This window comes from Cytobacillus depressus (assembly GCF_008923245.1).
GTDB classification, from domain to species: domain Bacteria; phylum Bacillota; class Bacilli; order Bacillales; family Cytobacillaceae; genus Cytobacillus; species Cytobacillus depressus.
Genome location: NZ_WBOS01000001.1, coordinates 35708 through 52343 on the forward strand (window position 1 = coordinate 35708; position 16636 = coordinate 52343).

Below are 16636 nucleotides of genomic sequence, written 5' to 3' on the forward strand. Positions count from 1 at the left end.
AAAAGAATAAAGAGGAAAAATAAATATTTTGTTGAATTAGTAAATAAATTCATGATTATTTAATATACATAATGCTAAATTCTATAAAATATTTATCAAGGGGTGCGCAATATGAACAAACAAAAACTTTTGATTAATGGCAAAAAGTTAAAAAATACTCTTGAGGAATTTGCGAATTTTGGCCGAACTAAAAACAATGGAGTAACCCGCCTGTCTTTATCCGAGGAGGATCGTTTAGTTAGAGATTACTTTTGTTCATGCTGTAAAGAATTAGGAATGTCTTTTAAGATTGATGATATGGGTAATATTTACGCTACTTTAGAAGGAATTGAAAGCAAGCCGCCTATCGTATTAGGCTCACATATGGATACAGTTAAAAAAGGCGGCCGCTTTGATGGTATTTTAGGTGTAGCAGCAGGTATAGAAGTGGTACGAACTTTAGTGGAGAACAATATTAAACCTCGAATTCCAGTTATGGTTGTTAATTTTACAAATGAGGAGGGTGCTAGATTCGAGCCTTCCATGATGGCATCTGGCGTTCTTTCAGGTAAATTTGAAAAATCTATTATGCTGAAAAAAACAGACACAGATGGGATTACATTTGAAGAAGCATTAAATACGATTGGATATGCAGGCGATATCGAGAATCGTTTAAAAGAAGCTACAGCTTTCTTAGAATTACACATTGAACAAGGACCCATTCTTGAACGGGAATCTCTAACTATTGGTGTAGTTGAGTGTATACTAGGAATGGTTTGCTATGATATCGAAATAACAGGAGAATCCGATCATGCAGGTACGACACCAATGGATATGAGGAAAGATGCCCTTTTTGAAGCAAACAACGTAATCACTAAATTGCGTGAAAAACTAAGTAATCTTGACAAGGAATTAGTGTATACAATGGGCAGGATGAATGTATCCCCAAATATACACACAGTTATTCCTAATAAGGTTATCTTTTCTGTTGAAGCTAGGCATAAGAATCCAGAAGTGATCAAGCAGGTAGAGGAAATTATCCAAGCAGTACAATCAGCCCCTCTTGAAGGCTGTGAAATTACAACTACAAAGTTATGGGGCCGAGACACTGTTTGGTTCGATGAGGAAGTCATTGATTTGCTTGAACAATCTACTAAATTATTGCGATATCCATACAAGAGAATGGTCAGCGGCGCCGGCCATGATGCTCAATTCATTGCTAGCTATATCCCTTCTGCAATGATTTTTATACCAAGCATTAACGGAAAAAGCCATAGTGAAGATGAGCTGACTACTTGGGAAGATTGTGAAAACGGCGTAAATGTGCTCTTGGAAACGGTTCTAGCCATTCAATTCAAAAAAAATTAAGACATTTGATTTCTTATGTATAAAATCCTCCAAAATGCATATTCTTTTGGAGGATTTTAAGATCACTTATTTCTTCGTAAAAACATAGGTATTTTCTTGATTTAAAATACATTAAACTTCATCATTGATCTCAACCTTTTCTGTCACACGTCCAGTTAGTTGTAAACCGTCTGTCAAATCAATTAACGCGACCGTGTACGGGGTTAAATGAGAAAACTCTTTAGAGGAAACATGAATGGTTGAATGGTTGAATGGGAGAAGACTTTCCCTTCCCCCCTTACATCCTTCAATTGAAATTCGGTATGTTTACAGTTAGGACAGATCCATTTCCGCTGAACAAACTTTTTTCCGCATTGAGTACATTCATAGACTTGTATATTAATCATGCGATACATATCTATTAATTCATCAATTAATTTTTCCTGGTCAACTTTTAATTGTGGCCGTAAATGGTAGTAATCAGTTCCTTTTTGATGTAATTTTCAAAAAGCTATAGTCCCCGACTCTTGAATTCTTGTTTTCCACGAATCTTTTACTAATTGCAAATTTTTAAACCGTTTTTCACTATTAATTCCCCATCCACAACAGATCCATGGATGTTTCTGTAACTCTAGAACAGTTGGAATTCCTTCAAATGGGTCAATTAATTTATTGTGCACCAATTGTTCAAAGGTTAAAATAGCATCTTTACTTTTTGCATTCCGTAATGAAAATAGATTGTAGATGTAAGCCCTGCCATCTAATTCTTTTGCGTTGTACACTTTTTCCACCAATTTCACCATTTGCTTCATAGTAGGATCAATGACTACCTTCTCTATATTTCCATCGATGAGGTTTTGATTATTATATGGCTTGGCACTACCTGGATTTAATAGAAGAAAACTCCCAAGTGATTCTTTATTTTCACCCCATTGCAGATAAGCAGATTTTCTGAAACTATATCCATTTTTCAAATGAATGATTCCAAACGCTTGGACACTTGCCAATGCATGATCCCCCTCTTTCCATTATTGGTGTCACACGTGTTGACCTTCAATATATTTTTACCTGACTCTATATAACCCTTTTTATGAGGTGAAAGTTTTTCATGAAACTTAATATTGTAAGGATATTACGAAATTATTAAATTATGTTAAACCGAAACCCGCTAGGTAAAATTTCTTTCCATTAAAAGGGAAGCTATTGGAGAATGTAGCAAAAGATACATCAAAATCTCTTTAGCCTCATAAGTTTATTCATAGAGAATAATATCCGCTTTTCAAGGAGGCTATATATGAAAATATTGCGTTTAGGCCATGCTATGTATGTATTAAAAAGCAGATCAGGAAAAAATTATCTGATTGATCCGTTTTTCGATTTGAATCCTGGTTTTGCAACAGAATTAGATAACGATGCTTTTTACAAATCTATGGATGCTGTTTTTTTGACTCACGGCCATTTTGATCATACGAGCGGTTTGTCTAAATTAGTTCAAATTAAACCAGACATCATGATCGTAGCCCAATATGATTTAGCGATGATTCTCCTTCAAAAGGGGATGAAAAATGTTTTTCCGATAAATATCGGCGGGAGCGTTTCGCTGGATGACGATCATGTAACAATGGTTCAGGCTAGGCATACATCATCATATAGTGAAACAGAGGGATTACCTGTGTATGCTGGGGAGGCTGCGGGCTATATTTTTGACTTTAAGGATGATTACACCGTTTACCACTCTGGAGATACAGGCCTAATGCTTGATATGAAGCTGATACAAGATTTCTATCAGCCTGATATCGCCATCCTCTCATCATCGGGTCAATTTACAATGGGACCGAAAGAGGCTGCCTATGCTGTTCAACATTTATTAAATGTGAAATATGTTATTCCAAGCCATAACTTTCCAACCGAAAAAACCGCAACAAACTTAGACTCCTTTGCTCAGCTAACAAAGAATTTTCCAATTGTCGGGTATATGATGGATACTGGTAAGGAATTAGTGGAATTATTAAAGGATTATTCAAAGACGGAAGTAATCGATCTTTCTTTTGGAGAAGAAAGAGAGTTTACGAAGGAATTTGAATGAGAAAATGAGCCTAAACTGTCAACATACAGATTAGGCTCTTTTCTTGTGCGCCCAGCATGGGTGCACAAGAAATAAGAATCAAAACAATAAGCTCGATTCTTTTTTTCTATTCATTATATTTTTTATAAGAAATCTCTACTACTCATAGCTGTAAAATCCCTTCCCACTTTTTCTGCCCAGATTTCCTGCCCGAACAAGCTTTTTTAGCAATGGTGGGACACGATATTTGCTGTCGCCTGTTTCTGCCAATAATGTTTCCGCTACAAATAAGTATGTATCCAAGCCGATCAAGTCAGCTAAGGCTAATGGGCCAATCGGGTGATTTGCTCCCAAGACCATCCCCTTATCAATGTCCTCTGCACTTGCAAGCCCCTCGCCTAAGACAAAAATTGCTTCATTGATCATTGGAACTAATATCCTGTTTACCACAAATAGTGGAGAATCAAATACAGCAATGCCTTCCTTTTCAATCTCTTTCGTTAGTCTTGAAATCAATTGATATGTTTCATCCGAAGTGTTTTCCCCGCGGATTATTTCTACAAGTTTCATCACGGGCACAGGATTAAAAAAGTGCATCCCAATCACTCGGTCAGCTCGATTTGTCACGGCGCCAAGCTCTGTAACGCTAAGACCCGAAGTGTTTGTCGCAAACACCGTTTTGTCTTGACAATTCACATACCTTTTTACTTTAGAAGTTTAAGCAAATAATCCGCATAGATTTCCTGGATTTCCACCTTGGATTTTCCTCCAGCCGGCATGTACCATTGCTGAATCCAATTCATCGAACCAAGCAAAATCATCCGCACAATTTTCAAATCGACATTTACAAACTCCTTTGCATCAACTCCTCCTTGAATGATTTGATCAAAATAGCCGGCATAGATTTTTCTCTGTTGCAGAATAGGATGTAATTGCTCGCTAGAAAACGTTTCCTTCGGTTTGATAATCATATTAAACGACTCTTTCTTTTCTATAGCATAATGAATATGTGTTTTTATCATTTTTCGCAATCGTTCTTCAAAGGAAATAGGTTCTTCCAAATGAGCTAGTAATTCTTTATTCGCTTTTGATAATACAAGCGCATGACATTGAAAAATTAAATCCTCTTTATTTTTAAAATAGTAGTATAGAGAACCTTTTGTCATTAATAGGGCTGCTGCAATCTCTTCCATCGTGGCACCCTGGTATCCTTTGTTGTTGACGATTTTCACCGCAGACATTAATATTTCTTCTTTTTTCTTTAAAACTTTCTTCTCTGATAGCTTCATAACTGCTCCTTCCTAAATCTATAAAGCTAGTTTTGCAATTAATATATTTTGTGCTCTTGTGTAAAAAGGAGGCTTCACTTTTTAAACTAGGTTTAAATATCAGAATATTATCATTTTTGCAGTTTCATTATATATATCCATTTATAAAATAGTCAACTAACATTTAAACAAAGTTTAAAAATTGAATGAAAATTCTTCCGATATTAATAATTCCTTATAAAGGTTATTAGTATTATTATTAAAACTGTGTTCGAAAATTAAATACTATTTTTTAATATGCTGCAGTAAGAAAAGATATTCCTTGAAAGAATTAGTTAAAAAAAGCAGATGATCAAAAAGATTCATCCACTTTTTCTCGAAATGATTGATTATCTATGTTTATACGATGGCTTTCTCTTCTCAATAAAAGCTTGTACACCTTCTCTTATATCCTCTGTTTGAAATACTTCTGTTAAAAGCTGGGCTTCTAAATCAATAGCCTGATCAAATGAAGTGTCGATTCCTTTATTCACAGCCTCTTTAATCCTGGATAGAGCTTGCAGGGAATTGGCGGTTATTTTTTTAGCCATCACAATAGCGGATTCCAAAGCCTTGCCATTTTCAGTTACTTGGTTAATAAGACCAATTTTTAAAGCTTCTGCTGCTGAAATCGGTTCACCTGTAAACATCAATTCCTTTGCTTTCGCTGGACCAATTAATCTCGGCAAGCGCTGAGTCCCTCCTCCTCCAGGAAATAGACCCAATTTTACCTCTGGTAACCCAATTTGCACCTGCTCTTCAGCAATACGAATATCGAAAGCTAATGCCAATTCACAGCCCCCTCCGAGAGTAATTCCGTTTAAAGCAGCAATAGTAGGCTTCTTTAAATGTTCAATCATATTAAAGGTTTGGTGAATTTCCATCGTTAGCTGCATTAGTTCTTCTTCTGACTTCTCAAGCCAAGAAGGAAATTCCTTAATATCCGCACCGGCCATAAATGCGCGATTTCCAGCACCAGTTACTATTACAGTAATCACATTAGGGTCCTCTGAAATTTCTGTAAATATCTCACCTAATTCCTGAACGACTTTCCTGCTTAATACATTCATAGGGGGATTATCAATTGTTACAATGGCTACCCCTTCATTCGTTTCAAATGTCACCTTTTTCAATTTATGATCATCTCCTATTCAAGTATCTAATAGATCTAATCATATCATTCGCTAATCGGAATATTCAAATAATTAATTCGACTAAAGTCCCTATAAATTCCCATATTACAATAACAAAATAATTGTTTTTTAAAACACCCATTCATAGGGTTTGCACTCACAAAGAATAATGGATATAGTACCCGGCCAGGTATAGCATATAATCTTACCGGGACTAAACCCAATGTCACTATTCTTTTTTTAGCTTTTAAGCTGCAGGAATGTTAATAATAAAAGTCGTCCCTTTTCCTTTTTCACTTTCTACTTTAATTTTTCCATTTAATTTGCTAATTGTGCTGTAAACCATCATCATGCCGAGGCCAGTGCCTTCTTTTTTTGTAGAATAATAAGGTCTGCCCAGTTGCGCAATTTCTTCCTTACCCATCCCAATTCCTGTATCATTTATTTTTACAATAACTGCCTTCACATCCTCAATCACATCGACGGAAAGAGTGCCGCCAGTTTCTCTCATGGCTTCAATCGCGTTTTTAAATAAATTAATGAAACATTGTTGGATTTGATTTTTATCATATTGTAGCGTCAAGTTGTTCCGAAAACTTAATTGCATTTGAACCTTATGCATATTTGCATATGGTGTCATGATATTTTTTACATACTCTGTTTCAGCCTGAAGATTGGAATAGACCATATTTGCACATTGCGGCCTGGAAAAAGCTAAAAAGTCGCTCACAATGCCTTCAGCCCGTTTTAATTCAATTAATGAAAACTCAATATACTTCTGTTCGTCTTTTGTAATCGTCTGTGATTGACGCAAGAGCTGTAGAAAACCATTCGTTACCGTTAGCGGATTTCTAATTTCATGAGCAACACTAGCTGCCATATTACTTACCAAATCTATTTTCTCCGACTGAAAAAGTAGTTCACGGGCTTCGCGATTCGCATTTATTTTTTCAATCAATATCGTGATGACAGCCATTACTAAGGCATGTGTAATCAAAGTATGGATGGCCATCGTCCAGTATTCCCCATTCAACTCTGGGAAAAAGGCAATGAGCGAAGTAAGATAAAAGATCATTGTCGAAACAGCTACTATGATTGCGCACAAAATTCTTCTCTTTGGAAATTGCCTAATAAACCATTGATGCAATAATGGGACAACAAACAAAATGATTGTTGAGAAAAGAAGGGATTGCCAGAAACCTTCATTCCCAATAAAGAATCTAGTGACATTTAAGGTGATATAGAGAAAAAACGTATATCTGTAACCCGTATAAAGAGCGAATATCAGGAAAGGTATATAACGCAAATCCACAATATAGCCAATTTCTAGCTGGATCGGAAACTCCATACAAAGGATCATGGAAATGGCTGTTAATAGGAAAATGATAAACTTGTTATATGTAAAGGACCGGTATTCAAAAAATATTAGAAAAATTAATACAGGTAAAAGAAGAAAAAAGAAATTTATGAGTAAAGATTCTATCAAGAAGAAGCTCCTTTCTAGATTGCAGGAAAATCATGTCTATTATAGCAAATTTAACATGAAATGATTACTTTGTTTTTATAATCCAAATGTAATTACCTTTTTAATAGCAAAATAGGTTTGGCGATTGTATAGTAGATTTATAAAGGCTTCTAAAGTAATACCAATAATACATAATGAGAGGATTTTAAAAATGAATCCTTATGATAAAAGTGAAAACGAAGATCAATTCGAAGAACCACCATTAGAGGATTTCTTGCCGAATGAAGAGGATGAATGGTTACGAGAAAAGGCAAAAAGGCGAAATTTAGTTGTAAAAAGAACGATTACACTCGGTGTGTCGATTGCATTATTAGTAAGTTTGCTGCAAATTTGGCCGCAAGTCTTTAATCTATCATCGATCAAATTTTTACAAAAATCAGCTGAGCTATCGCAACAGGAAGACATTCAGGCATATAAAGAAGCAGTTGTTACCGTTCACGACCAAAACTCAAGAGGAACTGGATTTAATATATCTGAAAATGGGTTAATTATTACAAATCACCATGTTGTCGATAAGATGAATCCAATAACGGTGACATTCCCTAACGGAGAAATTTTTCAAGCAGAAATTTTACAATCGTACCCCGATACCGATCTTGCTTTTTTAGAGATAAAAGCTAAAAACCTTCCCGCGCTTTCCTTAAGTCAACCTAATTCATGGACTGCATTTGATCAAATCTATGTAATCGGCAACCCTCTTTTACACAATCAAATTGCGATGGATGGGGAAATACTTGAAGGATCAGATAAGAATGGACTTCTTCTACTCTCAGCGCCGATATATAAAGGTAACAGCGGAAGCCCTGTCATTAATTTAGAAGGAAATGTAATTGGAGTTGTGTTTGCACTATCTAGGAAAGATCAAACAGGACTTGCCATTCCAGTAGAGAAGGTGCTGGAGAAATTACCTGAGAGATATTAATTCCAGTGTCCCTCTTTTTTTGTCCGATAGAACTATTCTATCGGACAGATTTAGAGATCATCTCTAATTTTTATCCGTTAGATTAGGCAATCAAAAAGTCCAAAAGGATAATCTCCAAGGATTTCATTTCCACTTATTTTCCTACCCTTACACGGTTCTTACTTACCCCCAACAAAGTCTATATTTATGAAACCAGTCATATATTAATCTTAACAGTGTCTCTTACAAACTTCTAAATCGGACAAGTCTGCCCAAATTAATAAAGGAAAACCCTTTTTCAAAACGAGGTGATCACACATTATGGCATTCTACCCGCCAGAAAAAATAGTTATCATTGCCAGAGATTCAGGTGTAAATAAGGTGAATTTGCCGTTCTTCAGTACCTTGATTCTGGGATTTTTAGCAGGAGCGTATATATCATTCGGTTTTCTCTTATATGTAAGGATTACAGCTCACCTTCCACTACAAAGCTGGGGCTCGATTCCAGAGTTTATAGGAGCTGCGCTGTTTCCACTTGGATTGATACTCGTACTCCTTGCTGGCGGTGAACTCGTTACCGGAAACATCATGGCCGTGACAACCGCCAGACTCGCGGGCAAAATAACAACCTGGCAAATTGCGAAAAATTGGACAATCATTACCGTCAGCAACTTTATTGGCGCTGTTTTCGTTGCCTATCTGTTTGGCCACCAGCTTGGTTTAACTGAGATTGAACCGTATCTATCACAGACTATTGCAGTAGCGGAAAGTAAAATTAATGAACCTTTCCTTATGGCACTGATCTCCGGGATTGGCGCCAATTGGCTCGTATGTCTCGCAGTCTGGCTGGCCTACGCAGCAAAAGACACAGCAGGAAAAATCTTTGGCATCTGGTTTCCAATCATGGCGTTTGTCGCTATCGGCTTTCAGCACGTTGTTGCCAATATGTTTATCATTCCCGCCGCCATCTTTGCAGGATCCTTCAGCTGGTTCATGTATTTAGAAAACTTTTTTGCCGTTTTCCTTGGGAATACCATTGGCGGAGCCGTTTTCGTGGGAAGTTTCTATTGGCTTGCCTATTCAGGAAATGAAAAAAGGGAATAATGTTCGAATCAAAATCAATGCGCTGCCTTTTTCAAGCAGCGCAATCATGTGCATACCCTAAGTAGCAGGTTTAGATTGTGTCGTTGTTGGGTCTAATTTTTAATAATACTCATTTCCGATAATTTTTCCACCGTTGGAATATCTGCTGGTGCCCAATCTAAAGAGCTAAGCTCATTTGGCTCTAGCCATTTGATTGCCTTATGTTCAGTAAGTCGTGGCTCGGCGTCTATCAGCTTACAGGTGAAGGTCGATAAATGAACGGTTCCGAAATCTTAATCATAAACGGTATGATCGATTGGTTCGCCAATTTCTACTTTGCAGTGCATTTCTTCCTTAATTTCCCTCTGCAGCGCATCTTGTGGTGACTCACCTTTTTCTATCTTACCGCCGGGAAACTCCCATTTATACGGTAAAATCTTATTCGCTCCTCTTTGGGCACATAATACCTTCCCTTTTTCAATAATCACAGCCCCGACAACATAAATATCCTTTTTCATGATAGCTCCCCCCTTACAAAACACTGCTATGTGTCTTAATTTATAATATATTTAGGTCAGGGAGCAATAGAAAGCACACTATCGCGTATTAAAATACATTCTCGACAAAGATTTGGACAATAAGTGCGGCTGTGACCACTCTTAAAATCGGTTTGACATATTGCGGTTTTAGTTTTTGAGCAATCCGGACGCCAACTTGCGCACCTGTAAAAGATCCAAGCAGCAGCGCGAGCGTTACTGGCCAGATCACTTTACCAGTGGCGATATAGGTAATCGCGGCCCCAAAACAGCTTGAAAAGGTAGCAAGGCGGACCAATCCAACGGCGCGGATATAAGCGATATTTAAATAGCCAAACAAATAAAGCATCAATGTTCCTTGACCTGGACCAAATAATCCATCATAGATACCAATACCGTATAGTCCCGGCACACTAATTTTGTTAATTTTTAAAGGTTCCTCCCCAGTAAAATTCCCTTTTCCAATAAATGAAACGATAAATGCAAACAATAGGAGGATGATCGCAACGATATACATTTTTCCTTCTGAAATCCGTGACGCAATGAAGCCCCCGCTAATTCCCCCACAAATACTAACGGGAATGATCCAATATGATTCCCTTAGGGAGATTTCCTTCTTTTTAAGAAGATAGAAAAAGCTTGAAAACGAACTAACGGTATTCGATACTTTATTTGACCCAATGGCCGAATGAACAGGAATCCCCATTATCAGCATTGCTGGCAAACTGATTAACCCTCCACCTCCAGCTAGCGTACCCAATGTCGTTGCACAAATTCCAATTAGAAAAAGAATTACATATTCCACCAATTACCACCTCCTTCTAATTCAAGTATACTGTCCATTTTTCGATAAATAAATTTAATCTTATTTATAAAAATCAATAAGTTTTGCTTATGGTCAGAATGAAATTATAAAAGGTCCTTTTCTAAATATGGACCTCTTATAAACTTGAAAATTATTATTGAACGATACTAGGAAATCTTTCTATCAATTTTTTCATATATTCACTGCTCAATACCCCTGTACCGCCCCGAATAATTTCTTCTAAATAGTGTGCTGGAGGTGCCACTTCTTCTTCTTTGTTTACAACTATAAAGGTCAAAGCATCTATGAAAATATCATTCTCCATTTTTATTTGAACAATCGCTGGCCGGTAGCAATCGGAGTTAACCCCTTCCCTGCTATATAGATAAGGAATGGCATCTTTCGAAATTTTATATACGATCCCTTCTACGACTCCTCCTTCTTCGACAACATCCGCTCGTCCACCATCATGTACTTTTCTAGTAAAGCGCAAGGAATAACCATCCAATAAACCTCGACCCATTTTAATTTGAAAAAAATGATTCACGCTTTTTTCTTTAAAACGAGCATCATCCATGCAACTTCCATAGGCAAAATAAGGAATTGTTTCAGCATTAGTTATAGAACGATACACTTTCCAATCGCCGCGGCGAATTTTTATGTTATTCTTCTCTACTATATCCATAACATATACATTTGCCTCATACTCACCTTGATCCGTGAAAATTTTTTGTGTGATTCTTTCATATAGATTGTCTTGCCCTTTTCCAAAATATCCCTCTAAATGATCTAAATCTCCCATTTGTTTGTCATTTATTTTATATAGTTCACCATACACACGACCTTCTTTATTTTGGAGCATTGCTGGATACCCGTTGCCTGTATCAAATAAGGAACCTGTCGTCCAGGCCTGTTCTGCTATTATTGTAGCTTCGTCTAATAAATGATGATTCCTTTCATTTCTTCTCAACGTTCCATATACAAATACTATATGTTTTCGAGACATGGTAACTACTCCTCCTCGTTTTACCCATTTTATAATAGGGTGTTTACCAGGAAACACCCACCTTAAATCGGGTCTCTATATAGATATTATGCTTTCAAATTGAGAGCGCATCAATAACTTGTCTAAATATTTATTAATAATTTTGATTATTTTATAAAGAAAAGCCGACTCAAACAAATGAATATTTTTTGGAAAAAGGGTATTTCCTTGATATGGTAATCATTAATTTATATAGTTTGAATTAGGAAGTAGTTTAGAAGTAAAAAGTTTAAAAGGAGAGTGTGATGATTCGCATTGCAGTTATTGGTTCAGAGAGAGTGGTCCAACGTGTAATTAAGAAAAAAAACGAAAACACAGATTTCATTCCGTATATTTACAAAACTCCAGAAGAAGCACCTTCTCTCGTTAATAAGATAGAAAACGATATTCAGGTATTACTTTTTGTTGGCCCTATACCGTATTTTTTAGCCGAGGAAGAAATCACAAAAAAAGGATTACCTGCCATATACATACAGACCAACGAATATAATATCGCTTTATCCTTATATTATATTCATAATATTTTACAGAAAAAAACTTATAGCATTTCCATTGATATATCTAACCAGGATTATGTATTTAATGTTTTTCAAGAGTTGCAGCTAAATCCAGAGACATTCTTTGTACGAGAGTATGCTGATGACTATAATACAGAGCAAATTTATAATTACCATTATTATCTTTGGAAGGAAAAAAAGGTGGACTTTGTACTGACTAGTGTAGAGGCTATTGATGTTCGGTTAAAACAAAATGGAGTTAATAGCTTGCACATGATTAAACCAGATAAAAATGTCCAAGATGCTATAAACCAAGCAGTAGAAATGGGGAAACTTAGAATTAGTAAAGAATCACAAATTGCGGTTGGTTTGATTTCCATCGAAAATTACAACGAAATAGCAGCTAAAAGTGGAGATTTTGTTGGGCAGGAAATTTCGCTAAAAATACATCAGCTCTTAATTGGTTTCGGAAAACAAATTGATGCATCCGTTCTTCACCTAGGTAAAGGTCAATTTGTTATTTATACAACAAGAGGAGCTTTAGCCAAGGTTTCTAATTACTATAGCGAACTGTCTATTTCAACAGAGATAAAAAAACTCACTGGAGTTACAGTTTGCATTGGTTTCGGGTTGGGACTCTCGGCAAAAGAGGCGGAACAAAACGCATATATTGCACTACATCACGCAGAAAAATCAAATGAGAATAAAATCTATGTTGTAACCGATGAGAAAGTAGTAATCGGTCCATTAAATAACCAAAACCAACAATATTCTTTACGTAGTATGAATCAGAAAATCCTTTCTATTTCTGAAAAAACAGCAATTAGTGTTTCTAATCTAAGTAAAATTTCGGAGTTCGTAAAATTTCGGAATTTTAATAGCTTTTCATCTAATGATCTTGCCAATTACCTTGAATTGAGTAAACGCAGTGCAGATCGATTGTTGAAAAAGCTATTGGATAACGAAATAGCGGAAATTATTGGCGAAGAACAACCATATCAAAAAGGTAGACCACGATCCATTTATAAAATAGATTTTCATAAAATAGAGGGATAATAAAAAAACGATAAACAAGACAGGAATAATTGAAATAATTCGTTTTAATGCGTATGCTCTTAACGACTACACCCCTAATATTCTGGTACTGGTACTGTTAAGAATAATTTATCTACCTGCCATAAATGACAGGTAGATAAAACAAACTATTACTTTTCAATTGAGGTGTTCCAAAGAATTAGACCGTCTTGGTTTCTAAGATTCTTTACTTTATCTGAATGAACGATGAAAAGATAAGTGTCTCCAAATTTTATCATCGGAAGATATTCATACAAAAATGCTTGTAATTCTTCCCAAGCTGCAAAAGCTTCCTTTTGCGATTTTGCACCATCAATCCTTGCTTTTAATTCCTCAATCTTGGGATCATCTGTCCATCCTGGCCACTGCGCTCCTAACCATAATATTTGTGTAGGTGTCGGAAAGGAAGGAGCTGCAGTAACAAACGCGTCCCACTCACCAGGCTTCCCTCTTTTATTAACAACAGTTGCCCAGTCGAATATTTCCATATTTACTTTCATTCCGATGTTTTCAAGCTGCTCCTTAATTATTACTGCTGAATTGTACATATAGTCATAGTCACGACTCGTAATTAATCTTAAAGGAGTTCCATCATATCCTGCTTCTTTCAAAAGACTTTTCGCTAATACAGGATCATTCAAATTGTACTTCTCGCTACCTGCCCCAGTGTACCACTCCTCTTGTTCTTGAAGCATGTAACTGCTCTCTAAACGGAAAAACTTCTCATCGATGTAGGCACCTAACAAAATACTTTCCAAATCAAGCCCAGCATTAATGGCCTGTCTAATTTTAATATTCGAGAGTAAGCCTTCTTTTTTATTCATAACTAAACCGACAGCACCCTTGATTGGAGTAACCATTTTTAGACTACCTGTGTTAGCAATTTGATCATAACTCTCTCGAGGCATTTCGATCCCTATATCATATTGCCCCGTTTGTATACCTGAAATTCTTGTTGAACTATCCGGGATTATATGAAAATAAACATTATTTACTAAGGCTTCCTTTTTTCCTGATAATCCATCTGCAGGTTTATCAATAGGTTTGTAATTCTCAAACTTTGTTAAATGAATATATTGGTCTTGTACCCATTTCTCAAACTTAAAAGGTCCTGTACCGATATATTCTTTCACCCCATCTGGCCCCGCCGCTTCTGCAATATCTTTGGGCATAATGATTGCAGATTGAGTCACATCGGCAAAAATGGATAATATTCCATAAATGCTGCTAGGGAGCTGCAATTCAACTGTATAGTCATCAATTTCGATAAATTTAGCGTCTTTAAACATTTCCTTTCCTTTAGAAGAAACTTTTTGCCATTTAACTAAAGAACCTACTACATCTTCTGCTTTCATTTCTTTCCCGTTATGAAATTCAACTCCTTTCCTTAAATGGAAGGTTATAGTTTTCCCGTCTTCACTTTCATCTGCAGATTCGGCAAGCATAGGAACAACTTTGTATTTTGAATCTAGTTCAAAAAGCTTCTCATAAATATTTCTTGATACTTCTTGTGTGATTGTTGCAGAGTTAACATGATTATCAAGAGTTGCCGGCTGGGAGTTAATTGCAATATTTAATTCATCGCCTAAAGTTGGTTCCGAATTAACTTTTTCATTATTTTTATCTCCATTGCACCCAGTTAAAAGCAAGATAAAGAATAACGATATTGCAAGAATAATCCATTTATTCTTTAGCATTTATTTTCCCCCTATATTCATATATTTCTTTTTTGGTGCAAAAATAGGATATGCCTTATAACATACGGCAGTTACTCTCAAACAAATCTGCAAAGCCAATGAAGTAATAACCCAACAAGGTATTTTTATTTGTTAACTTGATTAGTTGCAACCATTCTCCCTTTATTTACCTGATCAGCTAATCTATTAATAACTGAACAAGTGTATTTAATTCCATTAAAAAAATAGTCAACATCCAAATTTTCATTTGGTGAATGATTTGCCTGATCATAATTAGCGTAAGGGACTATAATAGATGGGGCTTTTAATATTTTTGTCCAAACATAATCTGGCAAACTACCACCCATGCTCGGTTGTATAATTGCCTCCCTCCCGCTTACTTCCTCTAATGCATTTTTAATAATATTAATTAACTCAAGGTCTGCTAATGTTCTGGAAGGATGAAACATTCCTAATTTGGTAACTTCAATATCAGGAGCGTGTTTCTTTACATGATTGCATAATTTTCCAAAAATTTCTTCAGGTGTTTGGTCTACAACTAATCGAATATCCATTTTTAAAGTTGCTGTAGAAGGAATAATTGTTTTCATTCCTTCACCATTATATCCACTTTGAATTCCAGCAATATTAAATGTTGGCTCCATCGTTAACTTGCGATAAAATGTTTCTCCATCCAAATCTAACGAAGGATAGCCAATTTGTTTCCCTACTTCCTCTCGGTTAAATGGGAGTTTCTTTATAAGCTCTTTTTCATAATTTGATGGTTCCCTCACATTGTCATAAAAACCTTCAATCAATATTTCTCCTTTTTCGTCTCTCATTGTTCTCAGTAATTCAAATAGTTTCCAGACTGGGTTTGGTACCACATTTCCTTTATTCCCGGAATGGTTATCAATATTTGCTCCTGTAGCTTTTAATTCTACATATAGTAAACCCCTTACACCCAAGATAATAAGGGGTGCACCACTTTGATGAGAAGGTCCATCAGAAGTATATACAAGATCTGCCTTTAAAAGCTCCCGATTGTCACTTACGAATGACTCTAAATTAATACTCCCCTGTTCTTCCTCTCCCTCAAACACAAATTTTACGTTTATAGGTAATTCCCCATAGACATCTAAATAGGTTTTAATAGCAAGAACGTGAGCCATTAGCTGTCCCTTATTATCACTACTTCCACGAGCAAAGATCTTATTATCTCTAATTATTGGTATAAATGGAGGGGATATCCACTCATCGATGGGATCAGGCGGCTGTACATCGTAGTGTCCATATAATAATAGAGTAAAAGCGTTCGGGTCTTTGATAATTTCCCCATAAACAACTGAGTGTCCTTCTGTTTCAATAATTTTTGTATGTATTCCGGCTTCCTCCATCATTCCTTTTAATAAATTTGCGCATTCTTCAATCCCAATTTTTTGTGTACTTATGCTTTTTTGACGCAAAAGTGTAAATAGCGTTTCTAAATATTGTTCTCTCCGTGCATCTATTAAGTCATAAACCTTTTGAATAGTCATTTACATAATTTCCTCCCTTTTAGATTTGGAATACTTCGATATCAAAATAAAAAAGTGTCCATTATATTTCGTTATAATCAAACCATATTTTTATTAATGTCTACATATTAAGTTATTTGAGTTTC

General features: G+C 35.9%; 13 protein-coding genes and 2 pseudogenes. 5 read left to right on the forward strand and 10 right to left on the reverse strand.

What is annotated here, in order from left to right; all coding sequences use genetic code 11:
- Positions 1 to 111: 111 nt before the first annotated feature.
- A complete protein-coding gene (locus tag F7731_RS00140) occupies positions 112 to 1347 on the forward strand; it encodes a Zn-dependent hydrolase (RefSeq protein ID WP_151532751.1) in 1236 nt (411 codons plus the stop codon).
- A 482-nt stretch (positions 1348 to 1829) separates the two neighbouring features.
- Here F7731_RS00140 and F7731_RS00145 read toward each other — a convergent pair whose 3' ends face one another.
- Positions 1830 to 2333, reverse strand: a complete 504-nt coding sequence (locus tag F7731_RS00145) for a hypothetical protein (protein WP_151532752.1) — start codon at positions 2331 to 2333, stop codon at positions 1830 to 1832.
- A 287-nt stretch (positions 2334 to 2620) separates the two neighbouring features.
- Here F7731_RS00145 and F7731_RS00150 point away from each other — a divergent pair, with 287 nt between their 5' ends.
- Positions 2621 to 3412, forward strand: a complete 792-nt coding sequence (locus F7731_RS00150) for a metal-dependent hydrolase (protein ID WP_151532753.1) — start codon at positions 2621 to 2623, stop codon at positions 3410 to 3412.
- Positions 3413 to 3550: 138 nt separating this feature from the next.
- On the opposite strand, the pseudogene F7731_RS00155 reads toward F7731_RS00150, so the two are convergent.
- From F7731_RS00155 to F7731_RS00170, 4 genes and pseudogenes are all read right to left on the reverse strand, one after another.
- Positions 3551 to 4072: pseudogene (locus tag F7731_RS00155) on the reverse strand (3-hydroxyacyl-CoA dehydrogenase family protein); the annotation flags it as partial.
- A 23-nt stretch (positions 4073 to 4095) separates the two neighbouring features.
- A complete protein-coding gene (locus F7731_RS00160) occupies positions 4096 to 4680 on the reverse strand; it encodes a TetR/AcrR family transcriptional regulator (protein ID WP_151532755.1) in 585 nt (194 codons plus the stop codon).
- 368 nt (positions 4681 to 5048) lie between these two features.
- On the reverse strand, positions 5049 to 5831 hold the full coding sequence (locus F7731_RS00165; protein WP_246197098.1) for an enoyl-CoA hydratase/isomerase family protein: 783 nt from the start codon (positions 5829 to 5831) through the stop codon (positions 5049 to 5051).
- Positions 5832 to 6078: 247 nt separating this feature from the next.
- Positions 6079 to 7317 (reverse strand): ATP-binding protein, encoded by a 1239-nt coding sequence (locus F7731_RS00170; RefSeq protein ID WP_151532756.1) that lies wholly within the window; start codon positions 7315 to 7317, stop codon positions 6079 to 6081.
- 190 nt (positions 7318 to 7507) lie between these two features.
- Between F7731_RS00170 and F7731_RS00175 the strand changes: the two genes are divergently transcribed.
- A complete protein-coding gene (locus tag F7731_RS00175; RefSeq protein ID WP_151532757.1) occupies positions 7508 to 8278 on the forward strand; it encodes a S1C family serine protease in 771 nt (256 codons plus the stop codon).
- Positions 8279 to 8578: 300 nt separating this feature from the next.
- The gene (locus F7731_RS00180) at positions 8579 to 9361 is read left to right on the forward strand and encodes a formate/nitrite transporter family protein (protein WP_151532758.1); all 783 of its coding nucleotides are present in this window, start codon (positions 8579 to 8581) and stop codon (positions 9359 to 9361) included.
- 92 nt (positions 9362 to 9453) lie between these two features.
- Here the strand turns inward: F7731_RS00180 and F7731_RS00185 are convergent.
- From F7731_RS00185 to F7731_RS00195, 3 genes and pseudogenes are all read right to left on the reverse strand, one after another.
- Positions 9454 to 9858, reverse strand: a pseudogene (locus F7731_RS00185) ((deoxy)nucleoside triphosphate pyrophosphohydrolase).
- A gap of 88 nt (positions 9859 to 9946) precedes the next feature.
- The gene (locus F7731_RS00190) at positions 9947 to 10681 is read right to left on the reverse strand and encodes a sulfite exporter TauE/SafE family protein (RefSeq protein WP_151532759.1); all 735 of its coding nucleotides are present in this window, start codon (positions 10679 to 10681) and stop codon (positions 9947 to 9949) included.
- A 154-nt stretch (positions 10682 to 10835) separates the two neighbouring features.
- Complete coding sequence (locus tag F7731_RS00195; protein ID WP_151532760.1) at positions 10836 to 11687, reverse strand: gamma-glutamylcyclotransferase family protein; 852 nt, start codon at positions 11685 to 11687, stop codon at positions 10836 to 10838.
- Positions 11688 to 11971: 284 nt separating this feature from the next.
- Here F7731_RS00195 and F7731_RS00200 point away from each other — a divergent pair, with 284 nt between their 5' ends.
- The gene (locus tag F7731_RS00200; protein ID WP_151532761.1) at positions 11972 to 13279 is read left to right on the forward strand and encodes a transcriptional regulator; all 1308 of its coding nucleotides are present in this window, start codon (positions 11972 to 11974) and stop codon (positions 13277 to 13279) included.
- A 149-nt stretch (positions 13280 to 13428) separates the two neighbouring features.
- Here the strand turns inward: F7731_RS00200 and F7731_RS00205 are convergent, their stop codons facing one another.
- Together F7731_RS00205 and F7731_RS00210 are read right to left on the reverse strand one after the other, a co-directional pair.
- Positions 13429 to 14994, reverse strand: a complete 1566-nt coding sequence (locus F7731_RS00205; RefSeq protein ID WP_151532762.1) for an ABC transporter substrate-binding protein — start codon at positions 14992 to 14994, stop codon at positions 13429 to 13431.
- Between the two features lie 125 nt (positions 14995 to 15119).
- Positions 15120 to 16511 carry a M20/M25/M40 family metallo-hydrolase gene (locus F7731_RS00210; RefSeq protein WP_151532763.1) on the reverse strand — a complete coding sequence of 464 codons (1392 nt, stop codon included), beginning with the start codon at positions 16509 to 16511 and terminating at the stop codon, positions 15120 to 15122.
- Positions 16512 to 16636: the final 125 nt, after the last annotated feature.